The sequence below is a fragment of the Streptomyces fodineus genome (assembly GCF_001735805.1).
Classification (GTDB): Bacteria; Actinomycetota; Actinomycetes; order Streptomycetales; family Streptomycetaceae; genus Streptomyces; species Streptomyces fodineus.
In genome coordinates this window covers 9658076-9673173 of sequence record NZ_CP017248.1, presented here as the reverse complement: position 1 = coordinate 9673173, position 15098 = coordinate 9658076, and the positions used below count along the sequence as shown (strand labels likewise).

Annotated in this window: 17 protein-coding genes and 2 pseudogenes; 12 read left to right on the top strand and 7 right to left on the bottom strand. The window is 69.2% G+C overall.

Annotation, left to right across the window (positions count from 1 at the left end; translation table 11 throughout):
• Positions 1–2 precede the first annotated feature (2 nt).
• Both BFF78_RS42040 and BFF78_RS42035 read right to left on the bottom strand, forming a co-directional pair.
• Positions 3–722, bottom strand: a complete 720-nt coding sequence (locus tag BFF78_RS42040; protein ID WP_069783265.1) for an FAD-binding oxidoreductase — start codon at positions 720–722, stop codon at positions 3–5.
• A 10-nt stretch (positions 723–732) separates the two neighbouring features.
• Positions 733–1326, bottom strand: coding sequence for a molybdopterin-dependent oxidoreductase (locus BFF78_RS42035; RefSeq protein ID WP_069783264.1), 594 nt, complete (start codon positions 1324–1326; stop codon positions 733–735).
• A 246-nt stretch (positions 1327–1572) separates the two neighbouring features.
• Here BFF78_RS42035 and BFF78_RS42030 point away from each other — a divergent pair.
• Positions 1573–1918, top strand: a pseudogene (locus BFF78_RS42030) (SOS response-associated peptidase family protein); the annotation flags it as partial.
• A gap of 40 nt (positions 1919–1958) precedes the next feature.
• Here the strand turns inward: BFF78_RS42030 and nhaA are convergent.
• Complete coding sequence (gene nhaA / locus BFF78_RS42025) at positions 1959–3839, bottom strand: Na+/H+ antiporter NhaA (RefSeq protein WP_069783263.1); 1881 nt, start codon at positions 3837–3839, stop codon at positions 1959–1961.
• Positions 3840–4020: 181 nt separating this feature from the next.
• A complete protein-coding gene (locus BFF78_RS42020; RefSeq protein WP_069783262.1) occupies positions 4021–4227 on the bottom strand; it encodes a hypothetical protein in 207 nt (68 codons plus the stop codon).
• Between BFF78_RS42020 and BFF78_RS42015 the strand changes: the two genes are divergently transcribed.
• The 3 genes from BFF78_RS42015 to BFF78_RS42005 all read left to right on the top strand — a co-directional run bounded on the left by BFF78_RS42015 (position 4226) and on the right by BFF78_RS42005 (position 6111).
• Positions 4226–4717, top strand: coding sequence for a zinc-binding dehydrogenase (locus BFF78_RS42015; protein ID WP_227026089.1), 492 nt, complete (start codon positions 4226–4228; stop codon positions 4715–4717). The two genes, BFF78_RS42020 and BFF78_RS42015, sit on opposite strands and share 2 nt — an antisense overlap.
• Positions 4718–4786: 69 nt before the next feature.
• Entirely contained in the window at positions 4787–5170 is a 384-nt protein-coding gene (locus tag BFF78_RS42010) for an MmcQ/YjbR family DNA-binding protein (RefSeq protein ID WP_069783261.1), read from the top strand.
• Positions 5171–5223: 53 nt separating this feature from the next.
• Positions 5224–6111, top strand: a complete 888-nt coding sequence (locus BFF78_RS42005) for an SDR family oxidoreductase (protein WP_069783260.1) — start codon at positions 5224–5226, stop codon at positions 6109–6111.
• Between the two features lie 143 nt (positions 6112–6254).
• Here BFF78_RS42005 and BFF78_RS46635 read toward each other — a convergent pair whose 3' ends face one another.
• Positions 6255–6518, bottom strand: coding sequence for a hypothetical protein (locus BFF78_RS46635; protein WP_069783259.1), 264 nt, complete (start codon positions 6516–6518; stop codon positions 6255–6257).
• A 453-nt stretch (positions 6519–6971) separates the two neighbouring features.
• On the opposite strand from BFF78_RS46635, the gene BFF78_RS41995 reads away from it, so the two are divergent.
• Positions 6972–8243 (top strand): IS256 family transposase, encoded by a 1272-nt coding sequence (locus tag BFF78_RS41995; protein WP_069783258.1) that lies wholly within the window; start codon positions 6972–6974, stop codon positions 8241–8243.
• A 119-nt stretch (positions 8244–8362) separates the two neighbouring features.
• Here the strand turns inward: BFF78_RS41995 and BFF78_RS41990 are convergent, their stop codons facing one another.
• Positions 8363–9337: a magnesium transporter CorA family protein gene (locus BFF78_RS41990; RefSeq protein WP_079161718.1), complete on the bottom strand. Its 975-nt coding sequence runs from the start codon at positions 9335–9337 to the stop codon at positions 8363–8365.
• 486 nt (positions 9338–9823) lie between these two features.
• On the opposite strand from BFF78_RS41990, the gene BFF78_RS41985 reads away from it, so the two are divergent.
• From BFF78_RS41985 to BFF78_RS41960, 7 genes and pseudogenes are all read left to right on the top strand, one after another.
• Positions 9824–10372: a DUF5994 family protein gene (locus BFF78_RS41985; RefSeq protein WP_069783257.1), complete on the top strand. Its 549-nt coding sequence runs from the start codon at positions 9824–9826 to the stop codon at positions 10370–10372.
• A 223-nt stretch (positions 10373–10595) separates the two neighbouring features.
• A pseudogene (locus BFF78_RS48920) lies at positions 10596–10850 on the top strand (hypothetical protein); the annotation flags it as partial.
• A gap of 85 nt (positions 10851–10935) precedes the next feature.
• Positions 10936–11205 carry a hypothetical protein gene (locus BFF78_RS41980; RefSeq protein ID WP_069783256.1) on the top strand — a complete coding sequence of 90 codons (270 nt, stop codon included), beginning with the start codon at positions 10936–10938 and terminating at the stop codon, positions 11203–11205.
• Between the two features lie 306 nt (positions 11206–11511).
• Positions 11512–11949 (top strand): STAS domain-containing protein, encoded by a 438-nt coding sequence (locus tag BFF78_RS48915; protein WP_069783255.1) that lies wholly within the window; start codon positions 11512–11514, stop codon positions 11947–11949.
• A 20-nt stretch (positions 11950–11969) separates the two neighbouring features.
• Positions 11970–12482, top strand: coding sequence for a hypothetical protein (locus tag BFF78_RS48910; protein WP_227026088.1), 513 nt, complete (start codon positions 11970–11972; stop codon positions 12480–12482).
• Positions 12483–12744: 262 nt separating this feature from the next.
• The gene (locus BFF78_RS41965; protein ID WP_069783254.1) at positions 12745–13197 is read left to right on the top strand and encodes a DUF5994 family protein; all 453 of its coding nucleotides are present in this window, start codon (positions 12745–12747) and stop codon (positions 13195–13197) included.
• 133 nt (positions 13198–13330) lie between these two features.
• Positions 13331–14524 carry a PP2C family protein-serine/threonine phosphatase gene (locus tag BFF78_RS41960; RefSeq protein ID WP_069784156.1) on the top strand — a complete coding sequence of 398 codons (1194 nt, stop codon included), beginning with the start codon at positions 13331–13333 and terminating at the stop codon, positions 14522–14524.
• A gap of 30 nt (positions 14525–14554) precedes the next feature.
• On the opposite strand, the gene BFF78_RS41955 is transcribed toward BFF78_RS41960, so the two are convergent.
• On the bottom strand, positions 14555–15037 hold the full coding sequence (locus BFF78_RS41955; RefSeq protein WP_069784155.1) for a DUF5994 family protein: 483 nt from the start codon (positions 15035–15037) through the stop codon (positions 14555–14557).
• Between the last annotated feature and the right edge of the window lie 61 nt (positions 15038–15098).

Here is a 15098-nt window from a genome sequence, read left to right as displayed (position 1 = left end):
TCCTATCCGAACCTCTCGGTCCTCAACGAGTCGGCGTCCAAGCCGGCGCCGATCAGTCCGCGGGCGGCTTCCTCGACGAAGGCGGTCGGGCCGGACACGTAAGCCCGCAGCCGGGGCTCGCGAACACCACCTGGACGAAGCAGCGCGCTCAGCTGCTCGGCTCTCAGCCGGCCGTGCTCGAACCCCGCCGCGCGTTCCCGGGTCAGGTGGACGGTGCTCTCCGGCCCGTTGGGACTGCGCAGCTCGTCGGCGAAGATGACCCGATCCGCGGTGCGCGCGGAGTACACCAGTCGCACCGGAGTGCCGTGAGCGCGGGCGGCCCGCCAGATGGCGCGCATCGGCGCGATGCCGGAGCCGCCGGCGAGCAGGAGCAGCGGTACGTCGTCGCCGGGCTGCCACACGAAATAGCCCCCCACCGGTCCCATGACCTCCAGGGCATCACCGTCGGTGGCCACGTCGACCAGGTACGGAGACACTTCGCCGTCGTCCACGCGTTCCACTGTGATCTGCGGCGCCTCCCCGGGCGCGGAGGACAGCGAGAAGCTGCGGGTGGCCTGGTACCCGTCCTCGGCGGTGAGCCGGACGTCGATGTGCTGGCCGGCGACATGCCCCGGCCAGCCGTCGACGGCGAGCCGGATGCTGCGCGCCGAGGCGCTCTCACGCGCCGTACCGGCCACAGTGGCGGCTCGCCAGCCGCGAACGGGGCGCACGCGCGGTGGCATCGCTGAACGGTCAGTCACCGTAGTAGCGCTGTTCGAGGAACGGGTCACCGCGGTGGTGGTAGCCGGCGTTCTCCCAGAACCCTAGCTCGTCCTCGGGCATCACCCGGATCCCGCGCAACCACTTGGCAGACTTCCACAGATACAGGTGCGGCACCAGCAGCCGGACCGGCCCGCCGTGCTCGGCCGGGATCGGACCGCCCTCGTAGCCCACCGCGACCATCGCGTCGCGGTCCACCAGGTCCTCCACCGGGACGTTCGTGGTGTAGCCGCCGTACGAGGACACCAGCGCGTAGGGCTCGTCGGCCACCCCGGCGTCCTCCAGCACGGCCGCCACCGGAACGCCCTGCCAAGTCGTCCCCAGCTTGGACCAGTGCGTGACGCAGTGAATGTCGGTGGTCAGGTCCACCACGCCCAGATCGCGCAGCGATGCCCACGCGTAGGTCCTCTCCGTGGTCCCGTCGGTGACCACCAGCTCCCACGCGCGGGTCGGTACGTGCTGGGTCGGGCCCGCCGTGAGGACCGGGAAGTCGCTGGTGACGAACTGCCCCGGCGGGACCGCGCCTTCCGTGCGTCGAGGACGTCCCGTGAATCCGCGCGTGACCATGTGTCGCTCACCACCTATCGTATCGACATCGTAACCAACCGTGAGCATTCTCGCCTCCGTCGCGATCAGCAGCCCGGAAGCCGCCGACCGTGGCGTGCACGGTGGAATCGGCCACCTTGACGGTCGCACCAACATCATCGTCGACACTGCCGGAGCCTGAACGCTCCCCGCGCCCACATCGGTGAGGCCCGCAGCCACCGCACCCTGGAGGTTCGTTCCAGACCCACGGATCTCAGTTGGATATCAGTGACCTTCTACTCGCACGACGCGACCGCTCAGGCGCCAGCTGCCGATCTTCCCGAACCAGAGGCGCTCGCACCGAGCTGGGACGTCGCCCCGACCGACGACGTCTGGGCCGTCCTGGAACGCGGCCCCGCACGCCGACGGCGATGACGCAGCACCGCTGAGGGAATTGCGGCCGCTGCGCTGGGACCTGGTGCCGTCCTGGGCGGAGGAACCGAAGATCGGCGCCCGGACGGTCAACGCCCGAGTCGAGACCGTGCACGAGAGACCGGCCTTCCGCCGCTGCCTGCTTCCGGCGGACGGCTTCTACGAGTGGCAGCCGGCAAGGACCCGGCCGCTGGGCGAGGAGCATGCCGCCCTGGAAGGCGGCAAGGAGCGGATTGGCCCTGTCACGTGGCGACGGAGGCTCGTTCGCGGGCTGCGCGGACGGCGGCGGTGAGGCTGGTGAGGTCGTAGGCGCCGTGGTGTCTGCGGCCGTTGATGAAGAAGGTGGGGGTGCCGGCCACGCTGCTGAGGTCGGCTGACTCGACGTCTTCGGCGATGCGGGCTGCGCCCGTGTGAGTGCGCAGGTCTCGTTCGAAGCGCTCGGTGTCCAGGCCGATAGCGGCCGCGTGGGCGTGCAGGTCTTCGATGCGGAGGGCTTGTTGATGGCTGAGCAGCAGGTCGTGCATCTCCCAGAAGCGGCCCTGGCGGGCGGCTGCTTCGGCGGCTTCGGCGGCGAGTTGGGCGCGGATGTGCACGTCGGTCAGGGGCAGGTGGCGCCATACGTAGCGCAGGTCTCCGAAGTCGGCGAGGAGTTCACGGACGACGGGCTCGGCCTGCCCGCAGTAGGGGCATTCGTAGTCGCCGTACTCCACGACGGTGACGGCGGCGTGGTGTGGCCCTCGGATGTGATCGTGGTCGGGGTCGACGGGCACGGCCAGGTCGACGATCGTCTCCGCCTTCCCGAGCAGGGCCCTAAGGCGCAGCGCAGGCGGCAGAAGGCCGATCGCTGCGGTGACGAGCCGGGCTGTCAGGTAGGAGCAGACGAGTGTGGCGAGGATGCCGAGCTTGGCCTCGTCGAGGCGTGCTCCGTGGAGGGCGAGGGTCGCGATGAGCAGGGAAACGGTGAACCCGACCCCGCACAGCGCACCGCCGGCGGTTGCCGCGCCCCAGCCGACCGGGAGGCGCACCCGCCCGCGGGAGGCGAGCGTGGTGAGCGCACAGGCCCCGACGATGCCCAGCGGCTTGCCCACGATGTAAGCGATGAGGATCCCGAGGGTGACGGGCGAGGTGAAGGCTCGTGCCAGTTGACCGCCGCTGATCTCGATGCCGGCATTGGCGAGAGCGAACAGCGGGACCACCACGTAGCTGGTCCACGGGTGGTAGATGCGTTGCAGGCGGTCGTTGGGGGAAATCGCCGAGGCGATGCCGACGCGGACGGACCGCTCCAGTTCCGGAGTGGGCTGCTCGCGGAACAGCCGGAACAGGCCGCTGGCGTGTTCCAGATCGGCGCGCGAGGCGGGGTAGGCGTAGGTGAGCAGCCCCAGCGCGAGACCGATCACGACCGGGTCCACACCCGACTCGAGCAGGGCGACCCAGGCGACGACGCCCAGCAGCAAGTACACGCTGCCGTGGCGTACGCCGAGCCGCAGGCTGAGCAGGACGAGTGCGAGGGCGGCGATGGCGACGACGAGTGCGGGCACGGCGATGCGGTCGCTGTAGGCGAAGGCGATGACGCCGAGGGAGAGGAAGTCGTCGACCACGCTCAGCAGGAGAATGAAGATCCGCAGTCCGGGCGGCATGCCGCGGCCCGCGACGGCCAGCACGCCCAGGGCGAACGCGGTGTCGGTGGACATCGCCGCACCCCAGCCGTGCTCGCTGCCGTGGCCGGCGTTGACGGCGAGGTAGAGGGCGATGGGCACGATCATGCCGCTGAGCCCCGCGACGAGCGGCAGCGTGAGCCGCTTGCGCTCGCGCAGTTCGCCCATGTCGAACTCGCGGCGTGCCTCCAGACCGACGACGAAGAAGAAGAGCGTCATCAGGCCGCTGTTGACCCACTCACGCAGGCCGAGCGAGATCCCGTACGCCCCGAAGCGGACAGACAGGCGGGTGTCCCAGAACGATGCGTAAGCCGAAGGTGCCGCGTTGGCCCAAAGAAGTGCGGCGAGCGCGGCGGCGACCAGGACGACGGCGCCGCCGGTCTCGGTGCGCAAGAAGGCACGCAACGGGGAACGCGAAGCGCTGCCGCACAGCGTCTGACCTGTGTAAGCCTCAGGTTCACGGGACATAGGTCAGATTCTCGTCGAGGCCTGGCTGACCGGCGTGCGGACGGAAAGCCGGTGCGTCGGCAGTGGGTCGTTTCGCAGGCTGGCGGGCTCGCGGGTCATGGCAGCGGCGACGGCCAGGTTCACGGGGGCCTCGTCGGCTGGGTGCAGGCGCTGGAGCACGCGGCCCCGCATGCGCCGTACGTCACCCTCCCCGAGCTTTGAGAACGCCGGCGTCGGGAGACGTCGTGAAGGCCTGCAGGTGGTCGATGGCTGCATGCAACGCGTCTTTCAGTGGAGCGATGTCCCGCGCGACCTGGGCGAGGAGCATGCCGCCCTGGAAGGCAGCAAGGAGCAGATTGGCCAGCTGCCTGGAATCTGCCTCAGCGCTGATGCGGCCGAGTTGCTGCATGCGCGCGGCCGGGGCGGTCGGGACGATGGTGACCCAACTCGCACGTGAAGCCGGCGCCTACGTCATCGGCACCGGACGCGCCGCCGACCGCGAGAAGGCACTCGACTTCGGCGCGCACGAGTTCGTCGACCTCGAGAACGACACGCTCAAGGACGTCAGCGGCGTCGACCTGGTCTTCGATGTCATCGGCGGCGACGTTCAAAGGCAGTCCGCCGCCCTGATCAAGGCCGGAGGAACCCTGGTGTCCGTCGTCGGCCCGGTCGAAGCACGGCCCGCTGACGGCCTGGCCATCGGCTTCGTCGTCGAAGTCGACCGCGCCCAGCTGGGTGAGATCGTGCAGCGGGTGCGCGACGGACGGCTGCGGACCAACATCGGAGACGTCGCCAGCCTCGACGACGCCATCGGCGCCCTCAACCCGACACGCGACGCCGCGGCAAGACGATCATCCGCGTCCTGCCGTAGATGGCCGTGGCGGAGATCAGGACCATGACCTGCCCGTCGGTCGGTGGCCGTCCACTGCCGGCCACCGACCGGCGCCAAGGACCCGAAACGACACAGCTTGGACGGACAGGAACTGCAGAAGATCGCGCGCGATCACACCGAGGAACTGCCCGGCACCGACCAGGAGCATCGTTTCGACCCCGACTGGGAGCTCCACAAGGTGGGCGGCAAGGTCTTCATGCTCATGACCGACATGCCGGGACGCCCCGTCGTGATCCTCAAAGCCGACCCGGACGACGCCACAGCCCTGCGTCAGAAGTACGCAGACATCACGCCCGGCCACCACATGAACAAAAGACACTGGATCACAATGGAGGGCGGAGACACCATCGACGACAAGCTGGTGAAGGAGCTCGTGACCGACTCCTACCGTCTCGTAGTCGGCGGGCTTCCCAAGTCCAAGCAACCCGTGGATCCAGACACCCACAACCGCCACGCCTGACCCTCACATGCCCATCCTGCAACGCAGCGTCGCAGCCCTCATCTGGAGCCCCCATGCGCGTGTTCGTCACCGGCGCCAGCGGCAGCATCGGCTCAGTTGTCGTCCCCGAGCTCATCGCCGCAGGTCACGAGGTCCTCGGCCTCGTCCGCTCCGATGCCGCGGCGACGGCCGTCACCGCCGCCGGCGGGACGCCGCTTCGCGGCGACCTCACCGACCTCGACAGCCTCCGCGCCGGTGCCGCACAGGCCGACGGCGTCATCAACCTGGCCTTCAGCAACGACTGGAACAACCTGGAAGCGGGCATCGACGAGGAAGCGCGCGCCGTGCAGACCCTCGCCGGCGCACTCGCAGGCAGCGGCAAGCCGTTCGTGCATGCCGGCCTCACGCCGATGATGCCAGGCCACACCTCCACCGAGGACGACCCCGACACCACCGACGGTCCGGTCGGCGGCCGCGGCCACACTTCCCAGATGGTGCTGACCCTGGCCGACCAGGGCATCCGCTCCTCTGTCGTGCGGCTGCCGCGCTCCGTGCACCAGCGCGGGTCGCAATACGGCTTCTGCTCAGTGCTCATCGCCGCCGCGCAGAAAACCGGCGTGTCAGCGTACGTCGGTGACGGCACACAGCGATGGCCAGCGGTCAACCGGCTTGATGCCGCCACGCTGTTCCGCATCGCACTCGAGGACGCTGCGCCGGGCACGGTCCTGCACGCGGTAGCCGACGAGGGCGACACCATGAGGACACTGGCCGAGGCCATCGGCGGCGTTCTCGCGGTACCGGTCGAGTCGGTGGCGTCTGAGCGCTTCGGCGTCATCGGCCGCGTGTTCGCCCTCGACATGCCATCGTCGAGTGCGCTGACCCGGGAACGGTTCGGCTGGCAGCCCACCCACCCGAGCCTGATCGACGACCTCGCTGCCGGCGGCTACCCCGCCCTGGGCTGAAATCCTCGGGATGCCGCCGCGAGCCGGCCAGCATCGCCGACACCCGCGGCTCCCAGGTCGAGATCGTGCAGAACATTGACCGGCCCCTGCGCCCGAACCGCGAAGGTGCGGCCAGAACCGCCACAACCCTCGTGCCCGTCTTCCTACGGCCAGGCCAGGCCCTTCTCGTCTGCGGCGAGTACTGGAGCGTGGCCGCGGGCCGGTCTCGGCTTGTTGCCGTGTACGACTTGCTCTTCGGAGTACGGGGAGTTCCAAGCCCACACCGTCGTACCGTGCCGGTCGGCCAGGGCCTGCGCGAAGCCCTTCACCACCGTGGCCCGGGTGAGGGCGAGGGCCGCGTACTCGCGCAGCGGCGACACCGCGCCCTTGGGCAGACCCCGGACGGCCTCCCAGTCCACGCCCGGCATGTCCCCACGGCCCGTACGTCGCCGAGCCGGAACATCGCCACGGTGACCGTGCGATACCGGCCATTGTGGACTGCCGTAGACCATTGACCACTTGCCGCACCGAGGCAAGGGCACTGCCGGTTCCTGGAAGCCCCCCGGCTCCACACCTACGCCACCGCCCTCAACCTGCTCGCCCTGGGGAACGCCGCGCTCACGGGACAGGATGCCGCAACGGCCACAGGTCCGCACGCTGCCTCACCCCTCGCCCCGCCTGCCGTGATCCAAGGTGATCGCGACCGCCTTATCGGATGCCCTGAGCTGGCCTCAGATCCGCTTCGCATACCGGGGTCGCGCTCCGAGGACTCCTTCCGCGGCACACGGTAGGGAGCGTGTCTGAAAGATCGTGTAAGTCCGTGATGTGACAGGCTGGCCGAGGCCCAGCCCTGGAGCCTTGACCAGCCGGGACGGACGGACATGGCAGACAAGGAAACCCCGGCCGCCGAGGCGGTCGAGCAGAAGCTGGTGGACGAGGTCGTCGAGCGGCTGATGGATCGTGCCGACGCCTCAGGGGCGGCCCTGCTGGGCGAGGGCGGGCTACTGACCGAGGTGACCCGTGCGGTGCTGGAGCGTGCCCTGGAAGCCGAGATGACCGAGCACCTGGGTTACGAGAAGCACGATCCGGCGGGCCGTGGCTCGGGCAACAGCCGCAATGGCACCTCGCCGAAGACCGTGCTGACCGACGCGGGTGCGGTGACGGTGGCGGTTCCGCGGGATCGCGAGGGGTCCTTCGAGCCGCAGCTGGTGCCCAAGCACGCGAGGCGGCTGGCGGGGTTCAACGAGCGGATCCTGTCGCTCTACGCCCGTGGCATGAGCGTGCGCGACATCCGTTCGCACCTGGCCGGCATCTATGGCGTGGAGGTCTCACCGGACCTGATCAGCAAGGTCACCGATGCCGTCGCCGACGAGCTCGCCACCTGGCAGAACCGGCCGCTGGACGCGGTCTGGCCGATCATCTACATCGACGCCCTATGGATCAAGATCCGTTCTGGATCGGTGGTTTCCAGGCCGGTCTACCTCGCCGTAGGCGTCGACATGGACGGCCGCAAGGACGTCCTCGGCCTGTGGGTCGGCGACGGAGGCGAAGGCGCCACGACCTGGATGACGGTGCTCACCGAACTGCGCAACCGCGGGGTGGAGGACGTGTGCATCGTCGCCTGCGACGGACTCAAGGGCCTCCCCGAGGCCGTCACTGCGACCTGGCCCAGGGCGACGGTCCAAACGTGCGTGATCCACTTGATTCGGGCCTCGCTCCGGCTCACCTCGAGCCGTGACCACCCCAAGCTCGTTCCGGCGTTGAAGGCGATCTACGCGTCGCCGACCGAACAGGCCGCCGAGCAGGCACTGGAGGAGTTCAGCGCCTCGGAGCTGGGCCAACGCTACCCGGCGGTCGTGCGGACCTGGCAGGCCGCGTGGAGCGAGTTCACGCCTTACCTGGCATTCCCTCCGGAGATAAGGAAGGTCGTCTATTCGACGAACCTGATCGAATCGATCAACGCCCGGCTGCGGAAGACCACCCGCAATCGCGGGCATTTCCCCTCGGAACAGGCCGCGCTGAAGGTGCTCTACCTCGCGGTGCGCGAGCTGATCACCCCGAAGGCGAGCGATGTCAACCACGTCGCTGCACACTGGAAGAAGGCGCTGAACCAGTTCTCACTGTTCTTCGAGGACCGGCTCAACACCAGGTAACCCCCAGGGACTTACACAAAGTCACTGACAGGTCCACGGTAGGTGGCGGCCGGCGTTGTGGACGCAGACGCTCCCTGGTGATGGCTCATCTGCCGACGAGCGCGCAGGAGCGTGTGCGGTCAGAGCCAGTCCCAGTGCTTGAAAGCGAAATACAGCATGAGAGAGGCAACGGCGATAACGGCGCTGGAGACAATGAACCCCCACTGGTGGCCGAAGCCCGGGTAGGGGAGGTTCTGGCCGTAGAAGCCGGTGATGGCCGTGGGCACGGCGATGATCGCGGCCCAACTCGTCACCTTCTTCATGACCAGGTTCATCGCGTTGGCCTGCACGGACAGGTTGGTCTCCATCACCGAGGCCACCAGGTCGCGCAGTGACTCCGTCCACTCACTGGCACGCAGCACGTGGTCGTACACATCGCGGTAGTACGGCAGCAGGGGGCCGTCGACGACCTTGAGGTCGGGGCGCATGAGGGCGTTGACGACCTCCCGCATGGGCAGCACGACGCGACGAAGCCGAACCAGTGATTTCCGCAGGGCGTAGGAACGGCGCTGAATGGTCTGGATCTGCCGACTGCTTTCGGCGAAGAGCAGATCGTCCAGTTCCTCGATACGCTCCTCGAGCTGCTGCACCGCGGCGAAGTGCCCGTCGACGACATAGTCGAGCAGTCCGTGCAATAGGAAGGCGACCCCGTGTGCCGCGAGAGCCGGGGTACGGTCCCAGCGGGCGACCACCTCGTCGAGGGCGAACTCGGCGTCCTTGCAGACGGTGATCAGCGCCTGCGGCGTGAGGATGACCGCGAGCTCCCTCATCGTCAGTGCGGCGTCGTCCGCGTCGACGGCGACAGCGTAGACGCTGAGGAAGTGGTGGGTGCGGTAGCTGTCGAGTTTCGCCCGCTGTCCCTCGTGCAGCGCGTCCTCAAGAGCAAGCTCGTGGAGACCGAGTTCCTCGCCGACCTCCGTGAACTCGGCGCGCGTCGGCCGACGCAGGTTCAGCCACACGGTCGAGGAGGGATCCGCCAGGTGCCGGGAGATGTCCCGGACCGGGAAGTCCTCCTCGACCAGGATGCCGTCGCGGTACAGCCGAGTACGGGCCATGTCGCGCACCCTAACGGCACCAGTGGGACAAAGGCGGGCATCGCTACCGGACATCCACCCCCACGGGCGGCACGGCCTCGACCGCCTTGAAATCGGCGCCTCCCAGCGGGAGGACACTACGGGCGCCGTACCTCCAGACGTCATTCCCTGGGCGTGCGGTGTTCCCGGCCCGTCCGAGGGGCTTTCGTGGGACCCCGTGTACCTGATGACTGCTGGTGTCGGCCGGGATCTGTTCGGTCTGGATGACGGTGCCGGTCCGCACAGCCCTGGCCATCGCGGCACGGGCCGCGCCGGCGCCGCTCGCCGGCGGCTCCGGACAGCGCCCTCTGGGGAAAATGCCTGGTCACGTACACGTTTGGGGGCCTCGCAACGGCGTAGAGTGAAAGCACCGGGAGTACTTCGCACACCGGCCGCCATGTCGGTGTCGTTCCTGGCGAGCAACAACACCGGGACGTCGAAGACCAGCCCCGGGGACAGGTCCGCGTCATGACTGCGACCATCGACCATGCGATCGCCGAAGAGCGGCTGTCCTCAGCGCCGGCCCGGCTGTCCCTGACCCCGCCGGCCTCGGCTCCAGGTCTCCTGGACGGTGCCTGGTGGCCCCGCTCCCGCGATCTCCTCCGGGAGATCCCCGGCCTGACGGACGCGCTGGACGCGCGCTGGGGCCGGATCACCCGCGTCATCGTGAACCCGGCCCACTGGCCCGTCATCCCGCACAAGGTGCCTGTCACTGGGCACATCGTGCACGTCGGCTGGTTCGCCGCCGAGCAGGACCCGAACAAACTGATCCTCCTCTCCTACACGGTGGGCCGCCTGGACCTGCTGGTGATCCCACCGGAGACGGAGCCGACCGCCGCCGCCCGGCTGATGGCGGCAGCAGCCGTTCCGGGAAGCCTCTGCACCGCCAGCGGTCTGATGGCCGACGAGGCCATGAGCCGCAACGCGGCAGAGGTCCGGAGCCGGGAAGAGGAATGGGAGACCGACGGCGGAGCCGCTTCGGCGGCTGGGCTCTTGAGTTCCTCCCCGAGGAGGTGAGGACGTGGAGACACTCGTCGTGATCGCCGTGCTCATCGTTGTGATCAGCGCGGGAATGTTCGTGATCCACCGGCTCAACGCTCAGCATGCCGAAAGGATCGGTGGCTTCCACTACAGCGACGCCCTACCGGGAATCGGTCGGCGGAACCGGAAGAGCCCGGGGGCGGCCGCCTCGAGTGGGCCCCCTGGCGGCGCCACACTCCGTGAGGACCAAGAGGGCACCATGAAGTCACCGGAGTGGCCGCCGACCGGGCACGCGCAGGTCCGGATCCTCGCCGCGACCCCGGAGGCGGCTCGCCATGTCGCGGAGGTCCTCCGCCGTTGCTTCGACGCCACCGAACAGCGCAGCTACCCAGCAGGCGCCGACGGCGGAACATGTCTCCACCTCACGGTGGACACCACGCGCATGGCAGAGCCGGCGCGCTCCTGGCTGGTGACCAGCCGGTCCTCCTCGGGCGATCACACTTGGCCGGACGAAATCCGAGGCGAAGGCCCTCGACGGAGGCCAAGGAACGCCCTGGCCAGACGTTGTGCGGAGGTGCCGGCACGAAAGGCAGGCAGCCATGGCGACACTCCAAGAGCGGAAGCACTACCGCGAGGCGATCATGCAGACCCTGTATGAGGCCGTGGAAGGTAATCGCCTCCTCGGCACCACCGGGATGAAGCTGTGCCACGATCTCGCCATGCCCGCGGAGGACCTGGCGGCGGCCTGCACGTACTTGGCGGTCGAAGGGCTGATCGAGGTCGACTGGGCACGCGGAAACACACCCGCGATGGTCACACTGACGCACAAGGGGATCCAGTTCATGGAGGCCGAGGAGGCGCGGGGCTGACGCGGCGCGGAGGTACTGTGCGTGGACTTGGTTTCCTCCGTAGTGGGGGCCGTGACGAGGTGCGCGCGGCACGTCGAGGTGGGCTGCGGGCGGCGTACGGTGGAGGTACCGAGGGCATCACGCGCTCCGGCTGCCACGCCGAGGTCGTCCTCGGCTAGAGATCAACCCCGGGCCGTCCGAGCGGTCGGTGCGGAGACGGGTCGGCATCATGTCCGCCGCGGTCGAAGCAACTTCGCGCACGTTCACCATAGGTGCGCTCGCTCCGCGCGCCCCTGCCGGCCTGTGCCCCTGCCGAGGAGAGGCGTGATGGTCCTTTCCCGGCTGGACATCCACCGGCGGAACCGCGGGGAGCAGGCGCTCGTCACACTCGCCGGTACGATCGGACCGGCAACGGTGCCGCTGCTGCGGGCCGCACTGGAGCAGTGTCTGCGCGACGGAGTCACCGTCATCGACATCGACCTGACCACGGTCAACTCCTGCGACTCCAAGGGCCTGGACGTCTTCCTGGGGGCGTCCCACCGCGCCGGCCGGGTGCACGCCTCCCTGCAGCTGCACCACCCGTGCGCACAAATCACCCGGCTCCTCTCCGCCACCGGATCCACTTTGCTCCTCGCGCCCCCACCAGTCCCGCGCCACCGGAGCTGCTCGGCGACCTCACGCGTACCGGGACGCGGACGCCTGATGAACCCGCTCGTGGGCCGGATCAGCCGGCCCTCAAGGACGGGATCCGTCTGCGCCGGCTGACCCGTTGGCAGGTCGAGGGGGTGCGGGAGGACATCGCGGACCTGGCCATGGCGTCCGTCGCGGGCACCCCCGGTGAGGCGTTCCACGACCGTGGGGACTTCGTGCACCGCCTGGCGGTCAGTGCCCACCGTCCCGGCTTCGCCCTGTTGGTCGCCGAGACGACGGTGCTGGTCGGTTGCTCCTTCGGATTTCCGGTGGGCCCTGACGGCCCCGGCCGCAGAGGGCTCGACCGAACGCTGCAGGAGAGCATCCAACGGCTCACCGCCTGCGCACGATTCGTCGTACTCACTCAGGTCGACGCCCATCCGCACACTCAGCACCGCGACATCGCCCGCCGCCTGCAGCAGCGCCTGCTCACCGACCGGCACGCAGCCATGGGAGTCGCCCTGCTCCATCCGTTCGACCAGGCCGGACAAGCCGCCCTCGAGTCCTGGGGCTGGCAGAACCTCGGAGAGATCGTCGGGCTGCCCAGCCCGGTCGCCCCGTGCGTGCTGATCCTGCCCGTGGAAAGGCCGTCCCCGGCGAGCCGGTGATCAAGCAAAGGGACGATGAGCCGGCAGCCGGGACGGCCGAGCCGCTTGCCACCTGCACGACGGTTGAGCGCCGCACCGTCTGCCGTGGCCGGAGTAGGCTGATGTGCACCGAGAGCTATTCGGCCGCGCGACCACGGCGGAGCCGTTCCCGGCGAGTGACAGACGCGGGCAGCCGCAGGCCGCCCGGGACGGGGATCGCACGATGGACGCTGTCAGCAAGCCCGCCGAGGGTACGTCACCAGGTGACGCACATAGCTATCGGATGCCTTTGCCCCGGCTGAGTGTCACGCCGGACGTCAGCCACGGCCCGCTGGACGGAGCGTGGTGGCCGCGCTGCGACGCGCTGGAACTGGAGTTGCCCGCGCTGGTCGGCTCCTTGGACCCGGCTGTCGGCACCGTCATCCGCGTCACCGTGGACACCGCGTCCTGGCCCGATGCCCCGCAGACGGTGCTTGCGCCCGGCCACGTGATCGAGGTGTCCCTGACCGGCCTCGCCGCCGAAGCGCATGCCATCACCCTGGACTGCGGCACGGTGGGTCGCTGGGAACTGCTGGTGATCCCACCCGACGAGCCGGCCGGAGCGGCCAGCCGGCTGCTGACCGCCGCCGCCGACCCCGAGAACCCGCTGTCGGCGCCGCGCATCCTCGCACTCGCCGAGAACGGCCTCGACGGAGAAGCCACATGGGAGTCGGAAGGAGGCCCCGGACTCAGGTGAGGGCCTGATGCCGTCGGGCCCATGTGACCGGCCGGCAGCTTCGGTCGTCGACGTCCCCCAGTGGAGCGATGGCACGAGCAATCTCTTCGTCGTCCCACCCAACCGATACGTGCAGATCATGGCGGGTGAGCGGATGACGTCCGAACGGCGCGCGGACCGCTCCGAGAGCTTCGGGGAAGCGCTGCTGGGAGCGGTTCTCGATCGCGCGCACGAGCTGCCTCCCCATCTGATCGGGCCGCTTGTCGCCGACGTGGTGGAGAAGTTGGGGGGCCGCCGTCCGCAGGTGCTGCTGCAGGACTACGGCCAGCTGCTACTCGTGCCCCTGCCCGGTGAGGGCCTCACGGACGGGCAACCACACATGATCGACGGCTCCGAGGCGGGCCGCTGCTTTCTCGACGCGGTCCCCGTCGAGCTGCCCGAGGAGGACGGCGTCCGGGTCCATATGCCACTGCTGGACGGCGGCGACCAGGTGGGGATCATGGCGGTGACACTGGACAGCGTCGATGACGACGACCGCCGCCTGCTGCACCGGATCTCCGGCCTGGTGGCCGACCTATTGGTGACCAAGCACGGCTATTCCGATTTGTTCTTCCGTGTCCGACGCGGTGAGGCGATGAGCGCCGCCGCGGAGATCCAGTGGTCCCTGCTGCCGCCGCTGGCGATGATCATGCCCAGGGTCGCCGTGGCCGGGATCCTGGAACCCGCCTATGACGTGGCCGGCGACAGCTTCGACTACGCCCTCAACGGCGACGTCCTCCACGTGGTCATGATCGATGCGATGGGCCACGGACTGGACGCGGCCACGATGGCCACCGTGGCCATCGGCGCCTACCGCCACGCCCGCCGCCTCGGCATCAGACTGTCGGAGATCTACGACTTCATGGACCGCGCCGTGGCGGAGCAGTTCGGTCCCGAGCATTTCGTCACCGCGCAGATGCTGCAGCTGGACACGACGATGGGACGGGTGCAGTGGGTCAATGCCGGGCACCCGCCCCCGATCCTCGTCCGCGACCACCGCGTCGCGAAGCGCCTGGTCGCCCCGACGACCCTCCCGGTCGGCCTGGGCGGTTCACAGCCGCGGATCAGCGAACTGGGGCTGGAGCGCGGGGACCGCGTCCTCTGCTTCACCGATGGAGTGGTCGAGGAGCACAAGTCCGGCGGGGAGGAGTTCGGGGAGGACCAGCTGATCGACTGTGTGAACCATCTGGAGAGGACCGGCCGCGGGGTCCGGGCGGTGACCCGTTCCCTGTCCCACACGCTCAAGCGGGCGCGGGGCGGACACACCACGGATGACGCGACGCTGCTCATGGTGGAGTGGCGCGGCTGACCTCACCGGCCTCGGTCGAGGTGCGGCGCATCAGTCCGACGGCTCCTGCCCGCGTCCGGTATCAATGAGGATCTGCTCAGCCTGGCTGATGTTGTCTGCCCGAACGGCCTGGGCCATCGCGACGCGGGCGGCCTCGGGTGTCGCGCTCGGCGGGACCACCAGCAGCGAGAAGAGGTCCCGGTCGCCCCGGGTGATCAGGACGGTGTCGTCACCCACGGGGAAGGAGTCGATGTGCACCACCCGGTCGTCGACGACGATCCGCGTCGGGAGCCCTGCCCAGGCCGCGGTGTCCAGCCCGACGCGGGTGACGGGGCCGAGGTGCCTGGTGAGGGCGCTCAGCAGCTCGGGCAGCTCGGCAGCGATGTCGCGCGACCGCGGCCACCACGCACCATCCAGCACACCTTCCCGCGACTCCGTCGTCTCCAGCCGGAGGAGCGCGCACCCCGGACGCACAGCCCGATGAACGCCGCTCGGCAGATGCAGGGAATCAAGGGGTGAATCAGAGCCGACCATGAGGACCACCCGTCTTCGGGAGCCGGTGCGAACACGGGACTCGCCTCGCCCCTCCCACGCT

Bases quoted from the DNA above. Each gene is read 5' to 3' on its own strand.
- BFF78_RS42040 (WP_069783265.1), bottom strand. From the start codon at position 722: ATGCCACCGCGCGTGCGCCCCGTTCGCGGCTGGCGAGCCGCCACTGTG.
- BFF78_RS42035 (WP_069783264.1), bottom strand. From the start codon at position 1,326: ATGGTCACGCGCGGATTCACGGGACGTCCTCGACGCACGGAAGGCGCG.
- nhaA (WP_069783263.1), bottom strand. From the start codon at position 3,839: ATGTCCCGTGAACCTGAGGCTTACACAGGTCAGACGCTGTGCGGCAGC.
- BFF78_RS42015 (WP_227026089.1), top strand. From the start codon at position 4,226: ATGCGCGCGGCCGGGGCGGTCGGGACGATGGTGACCCAACTCGCACGT.
- BFF78_RS42020 (WP_069783262.1), bottom strand. From the start codon at position 4,227: ATGCAGCAACTCGGCCGCATCAGCGCTGAGGCAGATTCCAGGCAGCTG.
- BFF78_RS42005 (WP_069783260.1), top strand. From the start codon at position 5,224: ATGCGCGTGTTCGTCACCGGCGCCAGCGGCAGCATCGGCTCAGTTGTC.
- BFF78_RS46635 (WP_069783259.1), bottom strand. From the start codon at position 6,518: ATGCCGGGCGTGGACTGGGAGGCCGTCCGGGGTCTGCCCAAGGGCGCG.
- BFF78_RS41995 (WP_069783258.1), top strand. From the start codon at position 6,972: ATGGCAGACAAGGAAACCCCGGCCGCCGAGGCGGTCGAGCAGAAGCTG.
- BFF78_RS41990 (WP_079161718.1), bottom strand. From the start codon at position 9,337: ATGGCCCGTACTCGGCTGTACCGCGACGGCATCCTGGTCGAGGAGGAC.
- BFF78_RS41985 (WP_069783257.1), top strand. From the start codon at position 9,824: ATGACTGCGACCATCGACCATGCGATCGCCGAAGAGCGGCTGTCCTCA.
- BFF78_RS41980 (WP_069783256.1), top strand. From the start codon at position 10,936: ATGGCGACACTCCAAGAGCGGAAGCACTACCGCGAGGCGATCATGCAG.
- BFF78_RS48915 (WP_069783255.1), top strand. From the start codon at position 11,512: ATGGTCCTTTCCCGGCTGGACATCCACCGGCGGAACCGCGGGGAGCAG.
- BFF78_RS41965 (WP_069783254.1), top strand. From the start codon at position 12,745: ATGCCTTTGCCCCGGCTGAGTGTCACGCCGGACGTCAGCCACGGCCCG.
- BFF78_RS41960 (WP_069784156.1), top strand. From the start codon at position 13,331: ATGACGTCCGAACGGCGCGCGGACCGCTCCGAGAGCTTCGGGGAAGCG.
- BFF78_RS41955 (WP_069784155.1), bottom strand. From the start codon at position 15,037: ATGGTCGGCTCTGATTCACCCCTTGATTCCCTGCATCTGCCGAGCGGC.